Here is a 16,613-nt window from a genome sequence, read left to right as displayed (position 1 = left end):
ACCGATCGCGGCCACCTCGCCGTCCGCCAGCAGCACCACGCGATCGCAGTACGCGGCGGCGAGGTTCAGGTCGTGCAAGGCCACCACGGTGGTCACCGGCATGGAGGCGACCAGCGCCATCAGAGCCAGCTGGTGGCGCACGTCGAGGTGGTTGGTGGGCTCGTCGAGGAGCAGCAGCTCGGGCTCCTGGGCCAGCGCCCGGGCGATCTGCACCCGCTGCCGCTCGCCGCCGGACAGTGAGCGGTAGCGCCGGTCGAGGGTGTGCGTGATCTCGGTCTGCTCGGCGGCGTCACGCACCGCCTGCAGGTCGGCCGCCGACGACGGCGACCACGGCAGCCGGTGCGGGATGCGGCCGAGCTCGATCACGTTGCGGACCAGCAGGTCGAGGTCGCTGCTCACCTCCTGCTCGACCAGTGCCAGGCGTCGGGCGAGGTCGCGCTTGGAGAGTGCCGTCAGGGGTGTGTGGCCGACCGAGATGCTGCCGGCGTCCGGGCGGCGCAGGCCGGCGAGAAGGCGCAGCAGCGAGGACTTTCCGGAGCCGTTGGGCCCGAGCAGGGCAAGCGTCTCGCCGCACTGCACCTCGAGGCCGACGCCACGCAGGATCCGGCGGTCGCGGGTTCCCCAGGCGATCTCGGCGGCGGTCAGGGAGTGGTTCATGCGCGCCTGCTCCGCAACAGCACCAGCGCGAAGGCCGGGACGCCGATCAGGGCGGTGGCGACTCCGACCGGAAGCTCCTGGGGGTCCAGCACCGTACGCGCGGCGGTGTCGACCCAGATCAGGAAGATCGCGCCGATCAACGCCGCGGAGGGCAGCAGCAGCCGATGGCCGACCCCGACGATGGCCCGGGCCAGGTGCGGCAGGACCAGGCCCACGAAGCCGATCGCGCCGGAGGTGCTGACGATCACCGCGGTCATCAGGGCGGTGAGGATCAGCAGCAGCATCCGGGTCCGGGCCACGTTCACGCCGAGCGAGCTGGCGGCATCCGCGCCGAAGGCGAAGGCGTCCAGCCAGGAGGCCGTGCCGAGACAGAGCACCAGACCGAACAGGACCACGCCGCCACAGACGATGACATCGGTCCAGCTGGCGGTGGAGAGGGAGCCGAGCAGCCAGAACAGCACGCCGCGGGTCTGCTCGGCGTCAGCGGCGGTGAAGACGATGAAGGAGGTGAGCGCGGAGAAGAGCTGGGTGGCGGCGATCCCGGAGAGCACCAGCCGGTCGGTGGTGCCACCGGCCAACGTGGCCAGCGCGATCACCAACGCGAAGGAGGCGAGCGCCCCCACGAAGGCGCCGGCCGAGAGCCCGATGGACCCGGCCCCGATGCCCAGGACGACGATCGCCACCGCCCCGGTCGAGGCGCCCGAGGAGATCCCCAGGACGAACGGATCGGCCAGAGGATTGCGCAGCAGGGATTGCAGGATGACGCCGCAGATCGCCAGGCCCGCCCCACAGATCCCGGCCAGCACGGTGCGCGGGAGCCGGAGGTCCCAGACGATCCCCTGCTGGATCAGGGTGAGCTCGGAGGTGCCGAGACCGAGCTTCGCGGCGACGACGCCGTAGACGTCCAGGGTGGAGATGTCGGAGGGCCCGACGGTGATGGCGGCCGCCGCCGACAGCAGCACCACGAAGGGTGCTGCCGTCAGCAGGACGCCGGCCCGGGTCAGGGCGAGCCGGCGTGAGGTCATCGGGTGAGCCCGAGCTCGGCCAGTTGGGCGGCCACGTTCTCGACCGCGTAGACGGTGCGGATCGAGGGGTTGAGCTCGGCACCGGAGAGCAGCACGAAGCGGTCGTTCTTGACCGCGTCCATCTCCCGGGTGACGGGGTTCGACTTGAGGAACTCGATCTTCGCCTTGCCGGTCTCCGCGGTCTGCGACTTGCGGGTCAGGTCGCCCAGCACCAGCACGTCGGGGTTCCGGTCGGCGACCGTCTCCCAGTTGATCTGGGGCCACTCCTCGGTGGTGTCGTCGAAGACGTTCTCGATGCCGAGGGTCCGGCTGATGATGCCGGGTCCGCCGCAACAGCCAGCCAGGTATGGGGATTCGGCGTTGGCGAACCAGTACAGCGCGCTGACGTCGGCGGTGCTCGCGGCCTCGGTGGCTGCCGTCATCCGCTGCTGGAGATCGGCGACCAGCTCGGCGCCACGCTCGGCGACGCCGAAGATCCGGGCGAGCTCGGTGATCTCGGTGTAGATGGCGTCGATCTCCAGCACGCCGTCGCGCTCGCCGTCGCCGTCACCCTCGTTGTCCTTCAGGCACTCGGCGGGGGAGAGGTAGGAGCCGACCTCCAGCTTGTCCAGCTCGCCGGGGGTGATCACGCCGCCCTCGCCGAAGGTGTTCGCGAAGGAGGCGGTGACGAAGTCGGGGTTGGCGTCGAGGAGCCGCTCCTTCGACGGCGCGTTGTCGGCGAGGCGGGGGATCTCCTCGTTGGCTGCGGCGAGGCTCTCCAGCACCGGGTCGGTCCAGGTCGCGGTGCCGGCGAGCCGGTCGCCGAGGCCGAGGGAGAGCAGGATCTCGGTCGATCCCTGGTTGAGCGAGACCGCGCGCTCGGGCGGTGCGTTGACCGTGAGGTCGCGACCACAGTTGGTCAACGTCACGGGGAACCCGGGGGCGGCGGCCTCGGAGGCGGTGTCCTTCTCGGCGTCACTGCCACAGGCAGTCAGGCCGAGGGTGAGTGCGAGAAGCGTTGCGGCGCCGGCGGCGCGCACGGGGTGCAGAGACACGGGAGTCCTTCGAGGTCCTCGGGCGTGTGCGCGTAGCCCGTTGTGACCTGCAGCGATCGCTGCGGGGCCAGCAGGTCTTCGGACTCGGGATCACCCGGTGCGCAGCGCCTTCCCAGACCCGGAGGCCCAGTGGCATGTGCTACGACCGTCACCCTCACCGCTGCGCGTCAGTCCCGGAATCTCACCGGGTTCCCTTGCTGAAGTCTCCTTCGGCGGCTGGCGCTGTGACGCTAGCAGAGCGGGTTCAGCCTTGCTGTGCAGGGGTTCGTGGCAACCGGTTGCGCCCCGCCGGAACGCCGGTGCGCAGGTGGGTGTCGACGATCTCGCGGGCGGCGTCGGCGTCCACCCGGCCGTACCAGACGTCGTCGGGTTGGACGCTGAGGACGGGCGCGTGGTTGCAGGGGAACTGGCAGCCGGTGTGGGTGATCAGCACGTCGTCGTCGCCGAGCTCGTGGCGCATCAGCTCCAGCACCAGGGCCTCGGTGGTCTGCTCGGCGCCCGCCGCGGTGCACCGCGGGCCGCGACAGACGAGGACCTGGTGGCGGTGGCCCGGGACGCTCTCCCATGCGTCCGAGCGCAGACCGGGCCCGGTGCCGCGGACCGGGGTCGCGGTCGCGATCGCCTGCTCCCAGAGCACCTCCAGCTCGGGCAGCGAGCGGAACAGGCGCGATGCGGTGGCGACCTCGGGTGCCTGGGCACCGTGCTCGCGCCACCAGGCGTCGGCGATCCGGCGCAGCCACGAGACGCCCGGACTGAGCCGGGAGGTGGTCAGCGCGACCAGCACGATCCGCTCCGCGCCGCCGTCCGCGAGCCGGGTCAGGGCGGTGCCGAGGCTGGGAGTGCCGATCTGCAGGAAGGCGAGGTCGGCGCCGAGGCGGCGCGCGGTGTGGTTCAGCTCGTCGCGCAGGCCCGGGTCGGCCGGCGACATCGCGACGATCAGGTGGTGGGTGCTCATGGTGTCTCCAGGAAGTCGTCCCAGGCGAGGTGGTCGCGAGGGAGGCGAGGGTGGGCGCTGACCTCGGCCCGGACGCGGTACACGTCGGCAAGGAGGTCGGGGGTCAAGGCGTGACGGACCGGACCCGCCCGCATCACCCGGCCGGCGTCCAGCACGACGACGTCGTCGCAGAAGGCGGTGGCGAGCTCCAGGTCGTGGAGCGCGACCACGCAGGTCAGCGGAAGCTGGCGGACCAGGGTCAGGAAGCGCAGCTGCTGGCCCAGGTCGAGGTGGTTGGTGGGCTCGTCGAGCAGCAGCACCCGGGGTTCCTGCGCGATCGCACGTGCCAGGTGACAGCGCTGCCGCTCGCCGCCCGACAGGGTGCTCCAGAGCCGATCGGCCAGGTGGGTGATCCGGACCTGCGCCATCGCGGTGGCGACGACCGCCCCACCCTGCGGGTCCCGTGCCGTGCCCCAGCCGCCGCGGCGGTGCGGAAGCCGGCCCAAGCCGACGACCTGGCGGGCGGTGAGCTCGGCGGCGGCCTGCGCCTCCTGCTCGACCAGGGCGATCCGTCGGGCCCGTCGGCGGGTGCCGAGCCGGGCGACGTCGTCGCCGTCGAGCAGGACCACGCCCACCTCGGGGCGGCGCAGGCCGCCGAGCACCTGCAACAGGGTGGACTTGCCGGAGCCGTTGGGCCCCAGCAGGCCGGTGACCCGGCCGGAGCCCACCGTGATCGAGACGTCGTCGAGCACCGTGCGGCCGCCGAGCCGGACGGTCAGCCCGGTGGCGGCGAGGGCGCTGACGCTCGGCCCGGTCGCGTCCGTGATCACGGGGCTGGGCTTGAGTGAGGTCATCGGTTCGTCCTTCGCATCAGGTCGTCCTCCGCATCATCAGGATCACCAGCACGGGCACGCCGACCAGCGCCGTGATCGCGCCGATCGGCAGCTCGCTGCTGGGCAGCACGGAGCGCGCAGCGGTGTCCGCCCAGAGCAGCAGGATCGCGCCGGCCAGCGCGCAGGTCGGCAGCAGCCGTCGATGCCCGTGGCCGACGAGCGGCCGGACCAGGTGCGGCACGACCAGCCCGACGAAGCCGATCGCACCGGTCACCGCCACCGCCACCGCGGTGACCAGGGCGGTGGCGACCATCAGCATCCAGCGGGTCGCCGTCACGTCGACGCCGAGCGAGCGCGCGGAGAGCTCACCGAAGGTGAACCCGTCGAGGCGGTCGGCGAAGCAGCTGAACAGGACGACGCTCCCGAGCGCGCAACCGGCGAGCAGTGCGGCGCTCTCCCAGCGGACCCCGGCCATCGAGCCGAGGGTCCAGGTCAGCACCCGGCGGGCGGCGCCGTCGTCACCTGCGGAGAGCACCGCCACCGAGGTCCAGGCGGTGCACAGGTAGGAGACCGCGACGCCGGCCAGCACGGTGCGGGCGGGTGCCAGGGTGCCGGTGCGGCCGCTGGCGATCACCAGCACCGCCGCCAGCGCCGCCAGGGCGCCGACGAACGCGGCGAGCGCCAGGGCGCTGACGCCGGCCAGGCTGGTTCCCGCGGTCAGCGAGGCCAGCCAGCCCGACCCGAAGACGATCACCGCGACCGCGCCGACCGAGGCCCCGCTCGAGACGCCGAGCAGGTACGGGTCGGCGAGATCGTTGCGGGTCAACGACTGGAGGACCGCGCCACAGACCGCCAGCACCGCGCCCACCGCCGCAGCGCCGAGGACCCGGGGGAGCCGGAGCTGCCACACCAGCTGGTCCTCCAGCAACGAGACCGGCGCGCCCCCGAAGGGCGCGTCACCGAGCCCGCAGCGGCGGGCGACGACGGCGAGGACCCGGGGCACCGGCACGTCGACCGAGCCGATGCCCAGGGCCACGGCGGCGGAGAGTCCCAAGCCGAGCAGGGCCAGCAGGAACAGGGTGGCGTAGGGCAGGCGTCGGCCTGCCGCCGTCATCGGGTCAGGCCGAGCTCGGTGATCTGCGCCGCGACGCTGCCGGCCCCGTCGACCAGGCGGACGCCGGCAGTGGACTCGGAGAACGGAATGGTCACGAACGCCTTGTTCTTGACCGCCGTCAGCGACTTCAGGACCGGGTCCTTGCTCAGGTAGGCGATCTTGTCGTCGGCCGAGTCCCACGCGGCATCGGCGAGCACGATCACGTCAGGATCCGCGGCGATCACGTCCTCCCAATTGCCGTCGCCCCAGGCGCCGTCGAGGTCGTCGAAGATGTTGTCGGCGCCGATCGCGTCCAGCACCAGCTGCGGCCCGCCGGAGTTGCCGCCGACGAAGGGCGTCTTGGTGCCGGAGTCGTACCAGAAGACGTCGAGGTCGTCGCCGGCCGCGGCCTCCTCCAGGCCGGCCAGGGTGCGGCGTTGCTCGTCGATCAGCGTCGTCGCGTTCTCCGGGTGGCCGAGGGCGGAGGCCACCTGGGTGACCTCCTCCCAGACCGAGTCGAAGGAGACCTCCGGGCGCTGCGCCTTGTCGTCGCAGCCGAAGGGGGAGAGGTAGGAGGCGATGCCCGCCCGGTCGAGCTCGGCAGGGCTGCCCGCCACCTTGGGCTCGAACGCCGAGGCGTACGAGGCGTAGGCGAAGTCGGGCTCGCTGGCGAGGAAGGCCTCGTGGGTCGGGTACTCCTTGGCGAGCACCGGGACGGCGTCGTAGGCGGCCTTCCACTTGGCGGGGACGGCGTCGTCCAGGTAGGCGGTGCCGGCGAGCTGGTCGGCCAGGTCGAGGGCGAGCACGACCTCGGTGGCGCCCTGGTTCAGGGTGACCACCTTCGACGGCTCCGCGGTGATGGTGCTGGTGTGGCCACAGCTGGTGACCTCGACGGGGAAGCGGTCGTCGGCGGCGGAGGCCGGCGTGGCGTCGTCCTCGGGCGATCCGGCGCAGGCGCTGAGCGCGAGACCGGCGACGATGACAGGCAGAACGGAACGGATGAGCATGAGTACTCCAGGACCCTCGTGGTTGTGGTGCGCCGTGGCCGGTCTCCTGGCTTTCACATCAAGATCGTGGTGACCACGCCTTCCCACCGATGCTGCCTGGCAGTGGCGCCGCACCTGCTGCGGGAGCAGGAGCGCGAGGGTCACGTGACTCCGTGACTACAGTGGCGAGGGCCGCGCCGGCTTCAGACCGGCTTCCCGAACACCACGGCGGTCCGAAGGTACCACCGGGGGTGGGGGATCCGGTCCGGATGGGACCGATGGCCGCGGTGTCCAGCATGTGGCGTCCACCATGCAGACAGGACCGGACACAGGGAGTACCCTGCGATCTGCGAGCCTCTGGAAGCCGGTGTGAGTCCGGCACAGTCGCGCTGCTGTGACATCGCCTCGGCGGTGAAGTCAGACCCAGGGCCCGCTTTCTGACGCACTTCCATCCAGGGCGCATCACCCTGTGAGGAGAACACCATGTCGCAGCTTGCTGCCGCGCCTCTCGGCGCCTCTGACCTGCCCGCCGTCGAACTGCCGACCGTCGACCTGCGCGAGCTCGCGCCGTGGGCGCTCTTCTTCGGTCTGCTCGGCGCGCTGGTCATCTTCTTCATCAGCGCCGACCAGGGCGCCGTCTCGATCCCGGCCGGGACCGCGATCCACGAGTGGGTGCACGACGGCCGGCACCTGCTCGGCTACCCGTGCCACTGAGCGGGGGCGTTCGATGACTGCACGTACCTTCTTGGTGCGTGGGCTGCTGGCGGGTCTGATCGCCGGTCTGTTCACGTTCCTGGTGGCGTTCACCGTGGGTGAGCCACCGATCGACTCCGCGATCTCGCTGGAGGAGGCGGCCTCGGCTGCCGAGGCGCCGGAGACGGTTGCCGACGACGCGGCGCACGAGCACGCCGACGAGGCTGCGCACGAGCACGGCGACGAGGCTGCGCACGAGCACGAGCACAGTGAGGCGGCTGGTGGCCACTCGCACGGTGACGAGGGCGGCGGGATCAGCCGGGACACCCAGAAGACCTGGGGCCTGGCCACCGCCACCGTCGCGATCGGGGTCGCGCTGGGTGGGATCGTGGCCCTGGTGGCAGCTGCCGCGGCCGGCCGCCTCGGACGCCTCCGGCTGGTCGGCTCCACCGCGCTGGTGACGGCGCTCGGCTTCGTCGCCTTCGCGTTGGTGCCGTTCCTGAAGTACCCCGCCGCACCTCCGGCGGTGGGCAGCGGGGACACCATCGGTGAGCGCACGAGCTACTACTTCATGTTCCTGCTGATCTCGCTGGCGGCGATGGTGATCGCGGTGGTGGTCGCGAAGCAGATCGCGCCGAGGATCGGTGGCTACTGGGCGATCGTGGCCAGTGCCGTCGGCTATGTCGTGGTCGTCGCGGTGGCCGCAGCCGTGATGCCCGCGGTCAACGAGCTCGGCGACTTCCCGGCCGACGTGCTGTGGGAGTTCCGGGTCTCCTCACTGCTGACCCTCGCCGCGCTCTGGGGCTCCTTGGGCATCGCGTTGACCGCGCTGCTGGCGCGGGTCCCGCAGCGCACCGCCGCACTCGCCTGACAGCACGCTTCGCGCACGCTTGAGCAGCCCGCCGCCTCCGGGGACCATGTGGCTCCGGAGGCGGCGGGCTGTTGGGCGTCCCCACGCGGTGGTCGAGCCTGTTGAGCGCTTCGCAGCGCGTCGGAGTGGGGCGGCGGCGGGCCTGGGGCGCGCCGATGCCTCCGGTGCCAGGGAGGCTGCCGGAGGTGTCGGTGGCGCTGTCGCTTACTCGAGTTGGATGGTGCCGAGGGCGGTGACCAGCCAGGTATGGCCGTGCTGGTTGTGCCAGGTGTAGGTGCCGTCTCGGTTGCGGACGTAGCGCCAGCCGGCGAAGGTCTTCGCCAGGTGGTGGCGTCTGCACAACGGGGCGAGGTTCTCGGGGTTCGTCTGGCCGGGTGGGCCACGCAGTTCATTGGTACCGGCGTCATACGGGTCGATGTGGTCGAGGTCCGCGTCGGCTGATGAACGCGAGCAGTGTGGGAACACGCAGTGCTGATCTCTGATCCGGACCTGCTCGGCCATCCAGGCGGGCGGGTCGTGCCGGTCGACCGCGCCGGTGCGGTTGAGGTCGATGACCGGGGTGATGGAGGCGATGGAGCCGTGCCGCTTCAGCCAGTCGGTGAGCTGCTCGATGAGGACCGGCCCGAGGCGATCGGTGTCGGCAAGCGTCAGGTCGTCGGTGCCGAAGAGGTCGGCCAGCGTGGTGTGCACGAAGACTCGGAGCCCGCGGTCCTGGCGACGCCGTTGCGACGCGGGCCCCCTTGCCGCACCGGCAGTGTCGTCAGGGTGGTCGCGGTGGTCGCGGTGGTCGAGCCCGTCGGAACCTTCGTAGTCCAGCGTGCCCTGCGCCTCCGCGATGCTGCCGAGTGCCTTGGCCTTGCGCTGGCCCAGCGTGTCGGTGTCACCCGCGCGCTTCAACTTCTCCGCCTCGTCGCAGACCAGGTCGTGGAACCGCGCCAGGTCCAGTGAGTCGCCCACCACGTCCAACGTCGAGGTGCCCGAGGCCGCGCCGTCAGGCCCGTAGCGGTGCTCAAGTCGCACATCCCAGTCCGCCTTGGTGAGCGGGCCGTTCTTGTCGCGGATCAGCTCCGGATGGAACTTCGCCACCGCCATCGCCAGGGTGCGTTCGATGGTGGGCCAGCCGTAGCGCTCGCCGTCCGCAAGTGTCTGGTCGAACCAGGCGGCTGCTTCCCGGGAGAGCTTGCGGGTGAGCTCAGCGACCCGGCGAGCCTTCCAGCCGGGCACCTCCAACAACTCGACCTGCGCCCACAGCAACGGGAGGCGGTGGTGCAGATCCAACGCATCCGCCAGCAGCGAGAGCGCCGCATGACGGGAGACACCCGAGGCCGCCGCGAACTCCTCAGCAGCGAACGCCGCCACCGCCGGCGTTCCCTCACCCCCGAGGAAGTCGTCCAGATCCAGCGAGGCGAACGCCGCATCGTCACACCACGAAGCCGACGACCCGCCGTCCACCACGGGATTGACCACACACCACTGATGCGCCAACCGCAGTTGCTGACGCCCCAACACCAACGCGGAATGACGGCCTTCGGAGATCACCGCAAGCAAGCACCCCGCATCGAGGTCACTGACCTCATACGGAGTGTGCGTGGCGTCGATCTCGATCATGAGAACAGTCCATCAGCACCCTCCGACAGTAAGACTGGAGATGCCCTGATCGTCGTGCCGCACCCTCCGACTGTCGCCCTGCTGGTCCAGCGAACCTGTGCTCCGGCCAGCCTCGATCGCGTCTGTTCCTACTGCGCCGGCATCACCCGTACCGCCATGCAGCAGGAATCGAGATCCGCCAGGTCGCTCGACCCAACCGAGTCCATCGCCGGATGAGCGGCAAGTCGGCCCCGATCGGTGTTTGAGACGCCCCCGAGCTGCCCCGGCCAGCTGGCCGGGCCCAGGCCGCAGCCAAGGACGAACAGGCCAGGCGGTCCGCGCCTTGCTCAGCGCCCGCGCCCGACAAGCAAGGGCCCGCGCCGCTGCGATGGACCAGTACCACCCATTACTGGTCACATCTCGTCACCCGTCCGCGAGAAGCATTGCGGCTGAAGGACGAACGCCTCGTCGACACGCTTGCCTGCAAGCTGTTGGACCTTCACGGAGCCGGCCCGCCCACCGCGCCGAGAGGATCACCACCACAGCGTGCCCAGCGCTAGGAGCAATACAACGCCCGTGCGACACGACAGAGTCCCATCAGCCCAGGCGGGCGGTCACCCAGGCGTGCGCGGCGGCGGCTGAGTCGACGACCGGGACACCGTCGTCGGGTGCCGGCCGCGCGACCAGCACGACCGGGATGCCCAGCTCGGCGGCGGCGGTCATCTTCGACCAGGTGTAGGTGCCGCCGGAGTCCTTGGTGACCAACACATCGGTGCGGTGCTCGCGCATCAGTGCGAGGTCGCCGTCATGGGTGTACGGCCCGCGACTGAGGATCAGGCGCCACGACGTGGGCAGGTCGGCGCTGGGCTGGTCCACCACCCGGGCGAGCACCTCGGCGTCGCCCAACCGCTGAGCGAACCGGTGCAGCTCCTGGCGGCCGACCGTGATGAACGGTCTCCCCCCGAGCAGAGCCGCCAGCTCCGCCGCCTCCTCATGCGTGGCCACGTAGTGCCAACGCGGGTCGGGCGTCCAGCCGGGACGCTCCAGGCGGAGCAAGGGCTTCGCCTCGGCGGCGCAGGCCGCCGCCGCGTTGGCGCTCATCCCTTGCGCGAACGGATGCGTGGAGTCGACCACCAGATCGAACTCCGCCAACGCGCTCCGCAGCCCGGTGACGCCGCCGAAGCCGCCGATCCGCACCGGGCCGACCGGCAGCCGCGGCCGGGCCACCCGCCCGGCCAACGATGAGACGACCTCGATGCCGGCATCCACCAACAGCACCGCCAGCTCGCGGGCCTCGGCTGTTCCGCCGAGCAGCAGCACCCGCATCACAGACCGCCACGCAGCGTGGGCAGGTCGCGCGGCGCACCGGAGCGCGCCAGCGTCAGCAGGGCGTCGACGTCCAGGTGCTCCTCGACCAGGTCGGCGAGCAGCTCCATCCGGCGCTCCCGAGCCGCCGGGAAGCTGACCGTCGACGGCGCGATGCCGAGGGCCTCGGTCAAGAAGGCCCGGCGGAAACCATCGCTCTCCAGGCTTCCGTGCCACATGGTGCCGAAGACGTTCCCGGCACGCGCACCGCCCAGGAACTCCTCGACGCCGTCGCCCCGGGTGATCCGTCCGTGGTGGATCTCGTAGCCCGCAGCCTCCGCGCCCAGCGCGGTGCCGGAGGGGAGCCGGAGCACCTTCTCGGCACCGAAGAGGGTGGAGACCCCCAACAGGCCCAACCCCGCCACCTCCGCACCGGCCTCACCCTCGACGCCGTCGGGGTCAACGACCCGCTCGCCCAGCATCTGGAAGCCTCCGCAGATGCCCAGCAACGGGCGCCCTGCCGCGACATGCATCGCCAACGCGACGTCGAGGCCGCGCGAACGCAGCCAGGCCAGGTCGCTGATCGTGGCGCGGGTGCCCGGCAGGACGACGAGGTCGGCGTCGGCCAGGTCGCGCGGGTCGGAGGCGAAGACGACGTCCAAGGAGGGCTCCAGGCCCAGTGCGTCGACGTCGGTGAAGTTGCTGATCCGGGGGAGCCGCACGACGGCTACCCGGGCCCGGGCACCACCACGGCTCCGGCGCCCCTCCAGGTCGAGGGCGTCCTCGGAGTCCAGCCAGAGGTCGGGGTGCCAGGGCAGCACGCCGTGCACGGTGCGTCCGGTCAACCCCTCCAGGGAGGTGAGCCCCGGACGGAGCAGGCCGAGGTCGCCGCGGAACTTGTTCACCACGAAGCCGCAGACCAGGGCCTGATCCTCAGGGTCCAACAGGGCAAGGGTTCCGTACATCGCGGCGAAGAGCCCGCCGCGGTCGATGTCGCCGACCACGACGACCGGCAGCGAGGCGTGCCGGGCCAGGCCCATGTTGACGTAGTCGCTGGCGCGGAGGTTGATCTCGGCGGGGGAGCCGGCGCCCTCCGCGATCACCACCTCGAAGCGGGCGGCAAGGTCGTCGAAGGCGGCATGCGCAGCGGCAGCCAGGTGCCGGCGCCCGGTGGCGAAGTCGGTGGCCGAGACCTCGCCGGCCGGGTGGCCCATCACCACCACATGGCTGCGCCGGTCCGAGCCGGGCTTGAGCAGGACCGGGTTCATCGCCGGCTCGGGCGTCACCTGGGCCGCCAACGCCTGCACCCATTGGGCTCTGCCGATCTCGGCGGTGCCCTCGGCGGTCGTCGCCTGCGGGTCGGCACAGACCATCGAGTTGTTCGACATGTTCTGCGCCTTGTACGGCGCCACCGAGACTCCGCGGCGGGCCAGCGCCCGGCACAAGCCGGTGGTGACGACCGACTTGCCGGCGTCCGAGGTGGTGCCGGCGATCAGCAGTCCGCTCATCGCGCCTGCTCCGGTGCGCGGAGCAGGAACAGGTCCATCACCCAGCCGGCCGACTCCCGGGCGGCCTCGCGTGCCGCGCGCAGCTCGGCGACGACGTCCCCGAGCCGTCCCGCCACCAGCTGCTCGCCGGCCGCACCGAGGTTGGCGCCCCACCAGATCCGCCAGTCGGCCAGGGCCGGGTCGGCGAGGTCGGCGAGGGTGCGGTCGGAGGTCAGCATGACCACCAGGTTCCCTTGCCCGGCGTCGATCTCGGCCCGCAACCGGCGCGAGGTGGTCACGTGCACCGGTCCGCCGACGTCGTGCAGCACGACGCCGTGGCGCGCCGCGAGGATCTGCGGGGCACTGATCCCGGGCACCACCGTCCAGGTCACCTCGACCAGCTCGGCGATCTGCTCCAGCACGCGCAGCGTCGAGTCGTACAAGGACGGATCGCCCCAGACCAGGAAGGCGCCGGTGCCCTCCCGCTCGGCGATCTCCTCGGCGAAGGCGGCCACCCGGGCGCGGTGCCAGTCGCGGACCGCGGCCGGGTAGTCGGCCGGATCGTCCCGGTCGCGCTCGGGATCGCTGACCTCGACCAGCTCCACGCCGAACGAGTCGCAGATCGCCCGGCGCACCTCCAGCAGTGGGTCGCTGGGACCCTTGCGGACCGCCAGCACGTAGTCGGCCTCGGTGAGCGCCTGCGCGGCCTCCCAGGTCAGATGGTGCGGCCCCATCCCGAAGCCGACGACGTGAAGGAGGGTCATGGCCGGGCGTCTTCCTCGCTGTCGTCGGCCTCCAGGTCGCCCTCCACCTCGAGGTAGACCCGCTGCAACGCGCTCAGGATCTCCGCGTCCGGCTCCGCCCACAAGCCGCGCTCGGCGGCCTCGTGCAGTCGCTCGACGATGCCGCGCAGCGCCCACGGGTTGGAGGTGCGCAGGAACTGCTGGTTGGCCTCGTCGAGCACATAGGAGGAGGCCAACGACTCGTACATCCAGTCGTGGACGACGCCCGCCGTGGCGTCGAACCCGAAGAGGTAGTCGACGGTCGCGGCCAACTCGAAGGCGCCCTTGTAGCCGTGCCGCTGCATGGCCGCGATCCAACGTGGGTTGACCACCCGGGCCCGGAAGACCCGGTTGGTCTCCTCCTGCAGGGTGCGGGTGCGGATCGCATCCGGCGAGGTGGAGTCGCCCACGTACGCCTTCGGGTCGGCCCCGGTCAGCGCGCGCACCGTGGCGACCATGCCGCCGTGGTACTGGAAGTAGTCGTCGGAGTCGGCGATGTCGTGCTCGGCGGAGTCGATGTTCTTCGCCGCCACCTTGATCCGGCGGTAGTTGGTGCGCATGTCGTCGGCGGCCGGAGCCCCGTCCAGGTCGCGGCCGTAGGCGAAGCCGCCCCATGCGGTGTAGACCTCGGCCAGGTCCTTGTCGTCGCGCCAGGTGCCGGACTCGATCAGCTGCAGGATCCCGGCTCCGTAGGAGCCCGGCTTGGAGCCGAAGATCCGGGTCCGGGCCCGACGCTCGTCGCCGTGCTCGGCGAGATCGGCCTGGGTGTGTGCCCGCACGAAGTTCTGCTCGGCGGGCTCGTCCAGATCGGCGACCAGGCGCACGGCGTCGTCCAGCATCGCGACCACGTGCGGGAAGGCGTCGCGGAAGAAGCCCGAGATCCGCACCGTGACGTCGATCCGGGGACGGCCGAGCTCCTCCAGCGGCACCACGACCAGGTTGCTGACCCGGCGCGACTGCTCGTCCCACTCGGGGCGAACGCCCAACAGGGCAAGGACTTCGGCGGCGTCGTCGCCGCTGGTGCGCATCGCGCTGGTGCCCCAGACCGAGAGGCCGACCGAGGTCGGGTACTCGCCGGTCTCGTCGAGGTAGCGCTGCAGCAGCGAGTCGGCCATCGCCTGGCCGGTCTGCCAGGCCAGACGGCTCGGCACCGCGCGCGGGTCGACGGTGTAGAAGTTGCGGCCGGTCGGCAGCACGTTGACCAGGCCGCGCAACGGCGAGCCGGAGGGGCCGGCCGGCACGAAGCCGCCGGCCAGCGCGTGCAGCACCGCGTCGAGCTCGTCGGTGGTGCGGGCCAGCCGGGGGACCACCTGGGTGGCCGCGAACTCCAGCACCCGGACCACCTCGGCCTCGCCGTGCAGGGTCTCTGCGGTCGCCGGGTCCCAGTCGGCCTTCTCCATCGCCTCGACGAGTGCGCGGGCCTGCGCCTCGATCGCGTCGACCTCGACGGTGGGCGCGTCCGGGCTCAGGCCCAGTGCGCCACGCAGCCCGGGGACGGCGTTGCCGACGCCGCCCCAGACCTGGCCGGCACGCAGGATCGAGAGCACCAGGTTGACCCGGGCCTCGCCGGTCGGGGCGCCGCCCAGGATGTGCAGACCGTCGCGGATCTGCGCGTCCTTGATCTCGCACAGCCAGCCGTCGACGTGGAGCAGGAAGTCGTCGAACTCCTCATCGTCCGGGCGCTCCTCGAGGCCGAGGTCGCGGTGCAGCTGGGCGGCATGCATCAGCTGCCAGATCTCGCCACGGATCGCCGGCAGCTTGGCCGGGTCCATCGTCGAGATCTTGTCGTACTCCTCCAGCAGCGCCTCGAGCCGCGCGATGTCGCCGTAGGACTCGGCGCGGGCCATCGGCGGCACCAGGTGGTCGACGATGGTGGCGTGCGCGCGGCGCTTGGCCTGGGCGCCCTCGCCGGGGTCGTTGACCAGGAACGGGTAGATCAGCGGGAGGTTGCCCAGCGTGGCGTCGGGGCCGCAGGAGTCCGAGAGCGCGGCGTTCTTGCCGGGCAGCCACTCCATCGAGCCGTGCTTGCCGAGGTGGACGACGGCGTCGGCGCCGAAGCCTCCGGTCGACGGTGCTGCCTCCAGCCAGCGGTAGGCGGCCAGGTAGTGGTGGCTCACCGGCAGGTCGGGATCGTGGTAGATCGCCACCGGGTTCTCGCCGAAGCCGCGGGGCGGCTGGATCAGGATCACGATGTTGCCGGCGGTCAGGGTGGCGAGCACCAGCTCGCCGTCCTCGTTGACGAACAGGGAGCCCGGCGCCTCGCCCCAGGCCTCGGTCATCGCGTCCCGCAGCTCAGCGGGCAGGTGCGCGGTCCAGGCCCGATACTGCTCGGCGGTGATCCGGACGTGGGCGTCGGTCAGCTGCGCCGAGGTCAGCCACTCCTCGTCCTGTCCGCCGGCCGCGATCAGGGCATGGATCAGGGCGTCACCGGCAGCGGTCTCCGCCTCCGGCGTCTGCTCGTGGTCGAGCAGCGCGGTGATGGTGTTGTCGCTGCCGAGGTCGTAGCCCTCCGCGCGCAGCCGGCGCAGCATCCGGATCGCGGAGACCGGCGTGTCGAAGCCGACGGCGTTGCCGATCCGGGCGTGCTTGGTCGGGTAGGCGGAGAGCACCAGGGCGAGTCGCTTCTCCGCGTTCGGAAGGTGGCGCAGGCGGGCGTGGTTGACCGCGATCCCGGCGACGCGCGCTGCGCGCTCGGGGTCGGCCACATAGTGCGGAAGCCCGTCCTCATCGATCTCCTTGAAGGAGAACGGGGCGGTGGTGATCCGGCCGTCGAACTCGGGGATCGCGATCTGGTTGGCGTAGTCGAGCGGGCTGATGCCGTCGTCCGACGCCTCCCACTCGGCGCGGCTGTTGGTCAGGCAGAGCCCTTGCAGCACGGGGATGTCGAGCGCCGCCATCCGCTCGACGTCCCACGCCTCGTCGTCTCCGCCGGCGCTGGCGGTGGCCGGCACCGATCCGCCGGCTGCCAGCACGGTGACGATCAGTGCATCGAGGGTGCCCAGCGCCTCGTAGAGGTCGTCGGTGGCGGCACGCAGCGAGCCCGCGAAGATCGGCACGCCGACCGCCCGGCCGGTGGCGTCGACGGCGTCGGCCAGGTCGTGCGCGAAGGCGGTGTTCCCGCTGGCCTGGTGCGCGCGGTAGTAGAGGATGCCGATCCGGGGGAGTGTGGCGTCGCCGGCGGGTCGCTCCGCGAACCCCCACGCGGGAAGGGTGGCCGGCGGCTCGAAGCCGACGCCGGTGAGCAGCACGGTGTCGGCGAGGAAGGCATGCAGCTGGGCCAGGTTCTCCGGGCCGCCCTCGGCGAGGTAGCGGTGCGCCTGGGCGGG

The 16,613-nt window shown here is 71.7% G+C and carries 14 protein-coding genes and 2 riboswitches; of the genes, 2 read left to right on the top strand and 12 right to left on the bottom strand.

Annotated elements, in window-relative coordinates:
• From ABD151_RS03875 to ABD151_RS03845, 7 genes are all read right to left on the bottom strand, one after another.
• On the bottom strand, positions 1 to 657 hold a 657-nt coding region (locus tag ABD151_RS03875; RefSeq protein WP_343991530.1), incomplete at its 3' end, for an ABC transporter ATP-binding protein.
• Complete coding sequence (locus ABD151_RS03870; protein WP_343991528.1) at positions 654 to 1,682, bottom strand: FecCD family ABC transporter permease; 1,029 nt, start codon at positions 1,680 to 1,682, stop codon at positions 654 to 656. The genes ABD151_RS03875 and ABD151_RS03870, both read right to left, overlap by 4 nt.
• Positions 1,679 to 2,716: an ABC transporter substrate-binding protein gene (locus tag ABD151_RS03865; RefSeq protein WP_343991526.1), complete on the bottom strand. Its 1,038-nt coding sequence runs from the start codon at positions 2,714 to 2,716 to the stop codon at positions 1,679 to 1,681. Before ABD151_RS03865 ends, ABD151_RS03870 begins: the two co-directional genes overlap by 4 nt.
• Before the next feature lie 52 nt (positions 2,717 to 2,768).
• Positions 2,769 to 2,952: riboswitch (cobalamin riboswitch) on the bottom strand.
• Positions 2,953 to 2,960: 8 nt separating this feature from the next.
• Positions 2,961 to 3,671, bottom strand: coding sequence for a (2Fe-2S) ferredoxin domain-containing protein (locus ABD151_RS03860; protein ID WP_343991524.1), 711 nt, complete (start codon positions 3,669 to 3,671; stop codon positions 2,961 to 2,963).
• Positions 3,668 to 4,504: an ABC transporter ATP-binding protein gene (locus ABD151_RS03855; RefSeq protein WP_343991522.1), complete on the bottom strand. Its 837-nt coding sequence runs from the start codon at positions 4,502 to 4,504 to the stop codon at positions 3,668 to 3,670. Before ABD151_RS03855 ends, ABD151_RS03860 begins: the two co-directional genes overlap by 4 nt.
• A 16-nt stretch (positions 4,505 to 4,520) precedes the next feature.
• On the bottom strand, positions 4,521 to 5,597 hold the full coding sequence (locus ABD151_RS03850; protein WP_343991520.1) for a FecCD family ABC transporter permease: 1,077 nt from the start codon (positions 5,595 to 5,597) through the stop codon (positions 4,521 to 4,523).
• Entirely contained in the window at positions 5,594 to 6,583 is a 990-nt protein-coding gene (locus ABD151_RS03845; RefSeq protein WP_343991518.1) for an ABC transporter substrate-binding protein, read from the bottom strand. The genes ABD151_RS03850 and ABD151_RS03845 overlap by 4 nt, the downstream gene beginning before the upstream one ends.
• Positions 6,584 to 6,602: 19 nt before the next feature.
• Positions 6,603 to 6,805, bottom strand: a riboswitch (cobalamin riboswitch).
• A gap of 240 nt (positions 6,806 to 7,045) precedes the next feature.
• On the opposite strand from ABD151_RS03845, the gene ABD151_RS03840 reads away from it, so the two are divergent.
• Both ABD151_RS03840 and ABD151_RS03835 read left to right on the top strand, forming a co-directional pair.
• A complete protein-coding gene (locus ABD151_RS03840; protein ID WP_343991516.1) occupies positions 7,046 to 7,276 on the top strand; it encodes a CbtB domain-containing protein in 231 nt (76 codons plus the stop codon).
• A 13-nt stretch (positions 7,277 to 7,289) separates the two neighbouring features.
• Positions 7,290 to 8,126 carry a CbtA family protein gene (locus tag ABD151_RS03835; RefSeq protein WP_343991514.1) on the top strand — a complete coding sequence of 279 codons (837 nt, stop codon included), beginning with the start codon at positions 7,290 to 7,292 and terminating at the stop codon, positions 8,124 to 8,126.
• Between the two features lie 204 nt (positions 8,127 to 8,330).
• Here ABD151_RS03835 and ABD151_RS03830 read toward each other — a convergent pair whose 3' ends face one another.
• The 5 genes from ABD151_RS03830 to ABD151_RS03810 all read right to left on the bottom strand — a co-directional run.
• A complete protein-coding gene (locus ABD151_RS03830) occupies positions 8,331 to 9,734 on the bottom strand; it encodes an HNH endonuclease signature motif containing protein (RefSeq protein ID WP_343991512.1) in 1,404 nt (467 codons plus the stop codon).
• A gap of 576 nt (positions 9,735 to 10,310) precedes the next feature.
• Complete coding sequence (locus tag ABD151_RS03825; protein WP_343991509.1) at positions 10,311 to 11,039, bottom strand: cobalt-precorrin-6A reductase; 729 nt, start codon at positions 11,037 to 11,039, stop codon at positions 10,311 to 10,313.
• Positions 11,039 to 12,526 carry a cobyric acid synthase gene (locus tag ABD151_RS03820; RefSeq protein WP_343991507.1) on the bottom strand — a complete coding sequence of 496 codons (1,488 nt, stop codon included), beginning with the start codon at positions 12,524 to 12,526 and terminating at the stop codon, positions 11,039 to 11,041. Before ABD151_RS03820 ends, ABD151_RS03825 begins: the two co-directional genes overlap by 1 nt.
• Complete coding sequence (gene cobF, locus ABD151_RS03815; RefSeq protein ID WP_343991505.1) at positions 12,523 to 13,269, bottom strand: precorrin-6A synthase (deacetylating); 747 nt, start codon at positions 13,267 to 13,269, stop codon at positions 12,523 to 12,525. The genes ABD151_RS03820 and cobF overlap by 4 nt, the downstream gene beginning before the upstream one ends.
• The coding region (locus ABD151_RS03810; protein ID WP_343991503.1) for a cobaltochelatase subunit CobN at positions 13,266 to 16,613 on the bottom strand (3,348 nt) is incomplete at its 5' end. The genes ABD151_RS03810 and cobF, both read right to left, overlap by 4 nt.

It is taken from the genome of Nocardioides dubius (genome assembly GCF_039528155.1).
Taxonomy (GTDB): Bacteria; Actinomycetota; Actinomycetes; order Propionibacteriales; family Nocardioidaceae; genus Nocardioides; species Nocardioides dubius.
This window is presented reverse-complemented; position numbering and strand designations above follow the sequence as displayed.

Excerpts from the sequence above, each read along its gene's own strand:
- ABD151_RS03825 (WP_343991509.1), bottom strand. The coding sequence starts at position 11,039 with ATGCGGGTGCTGCTGCTCGGCGGAACAGCCGAGGCCCGCGAGCTGGCG.
- ABD151_RS03860 (WP_343991524.1), bottom strand. The coding sequence starts at position 3,671 with ATGAGCACCCACCACCTGATCGTCGCGATGTCGCCGGCCGACCCGGGC.
- ABD151_RS03840 (WP_343991516.1), top strand. The coding sequence starts at position 7,046 with ATGTCGCAGCTTGCTGCCGCGCCTCTCGGCGCCTCTGACCTGCCCGCC.
- ABD151_RS03830 (WP_343991512.1), bottom strand. The coding sequence starts at position 9,734 with ATGATCGAGATCGACGCCACGCACACTCCGTATGAGGTCAGTGACCTC.
- ABD151_RS03835 (WP_343991514.1), top strand. The coding sequence starts at position 7,290 with ATGACTGCACGTACCTTCTTGGTGCGTGGGCTGCTGGCGGGTCTGATC.
- ABD151_RS03820 (WP_343991507.1), bottom strand. The coding sequence starts at position 12,526 with ATGAGCGGACTGCTGATCGCCGGCACCACCTCGGACGCCGGCAAGTCG.
- cobF (WP_343991505.1), bottom strand. The coding sequence starts at position 13,269 with ATGACCCTCCTTCACGTCGTCGGCTTCGGGATGGGGCCGCACCATCTG.
- ABD151_RS03850 (WP_343991520.1), bottom strand. The coding sequence starts at position 5,597 with ATGACGGCGGCAGGCCGACGCCTGCCCTACGCCACCCTGTTCCTGCTG.
- ABD151_RS03845 (WP_343991518.1), bottom strand. The coding sequence starts at position 6,583 with ATGCTCATCCGTTCCGTTCTGCCTGTCATCGTCGCCGGTCTCGCGCTC.
- ABD151_RS03870 (WP_343991528.1), bottom strand. The coding sequence starts at position 1,682 with ATGACCTCACGCCGGCTCGCCCTGACCCGGGCCGGCGTCCTGCTGACG.
- ABD151_RS03855 (WP_343991522.1), bottom strand. The coding sequence starts at position 4,504 with ATGACCTCACTCAAGCCCAGCCCCGTGATCACGGACGCGACCGGGCCG.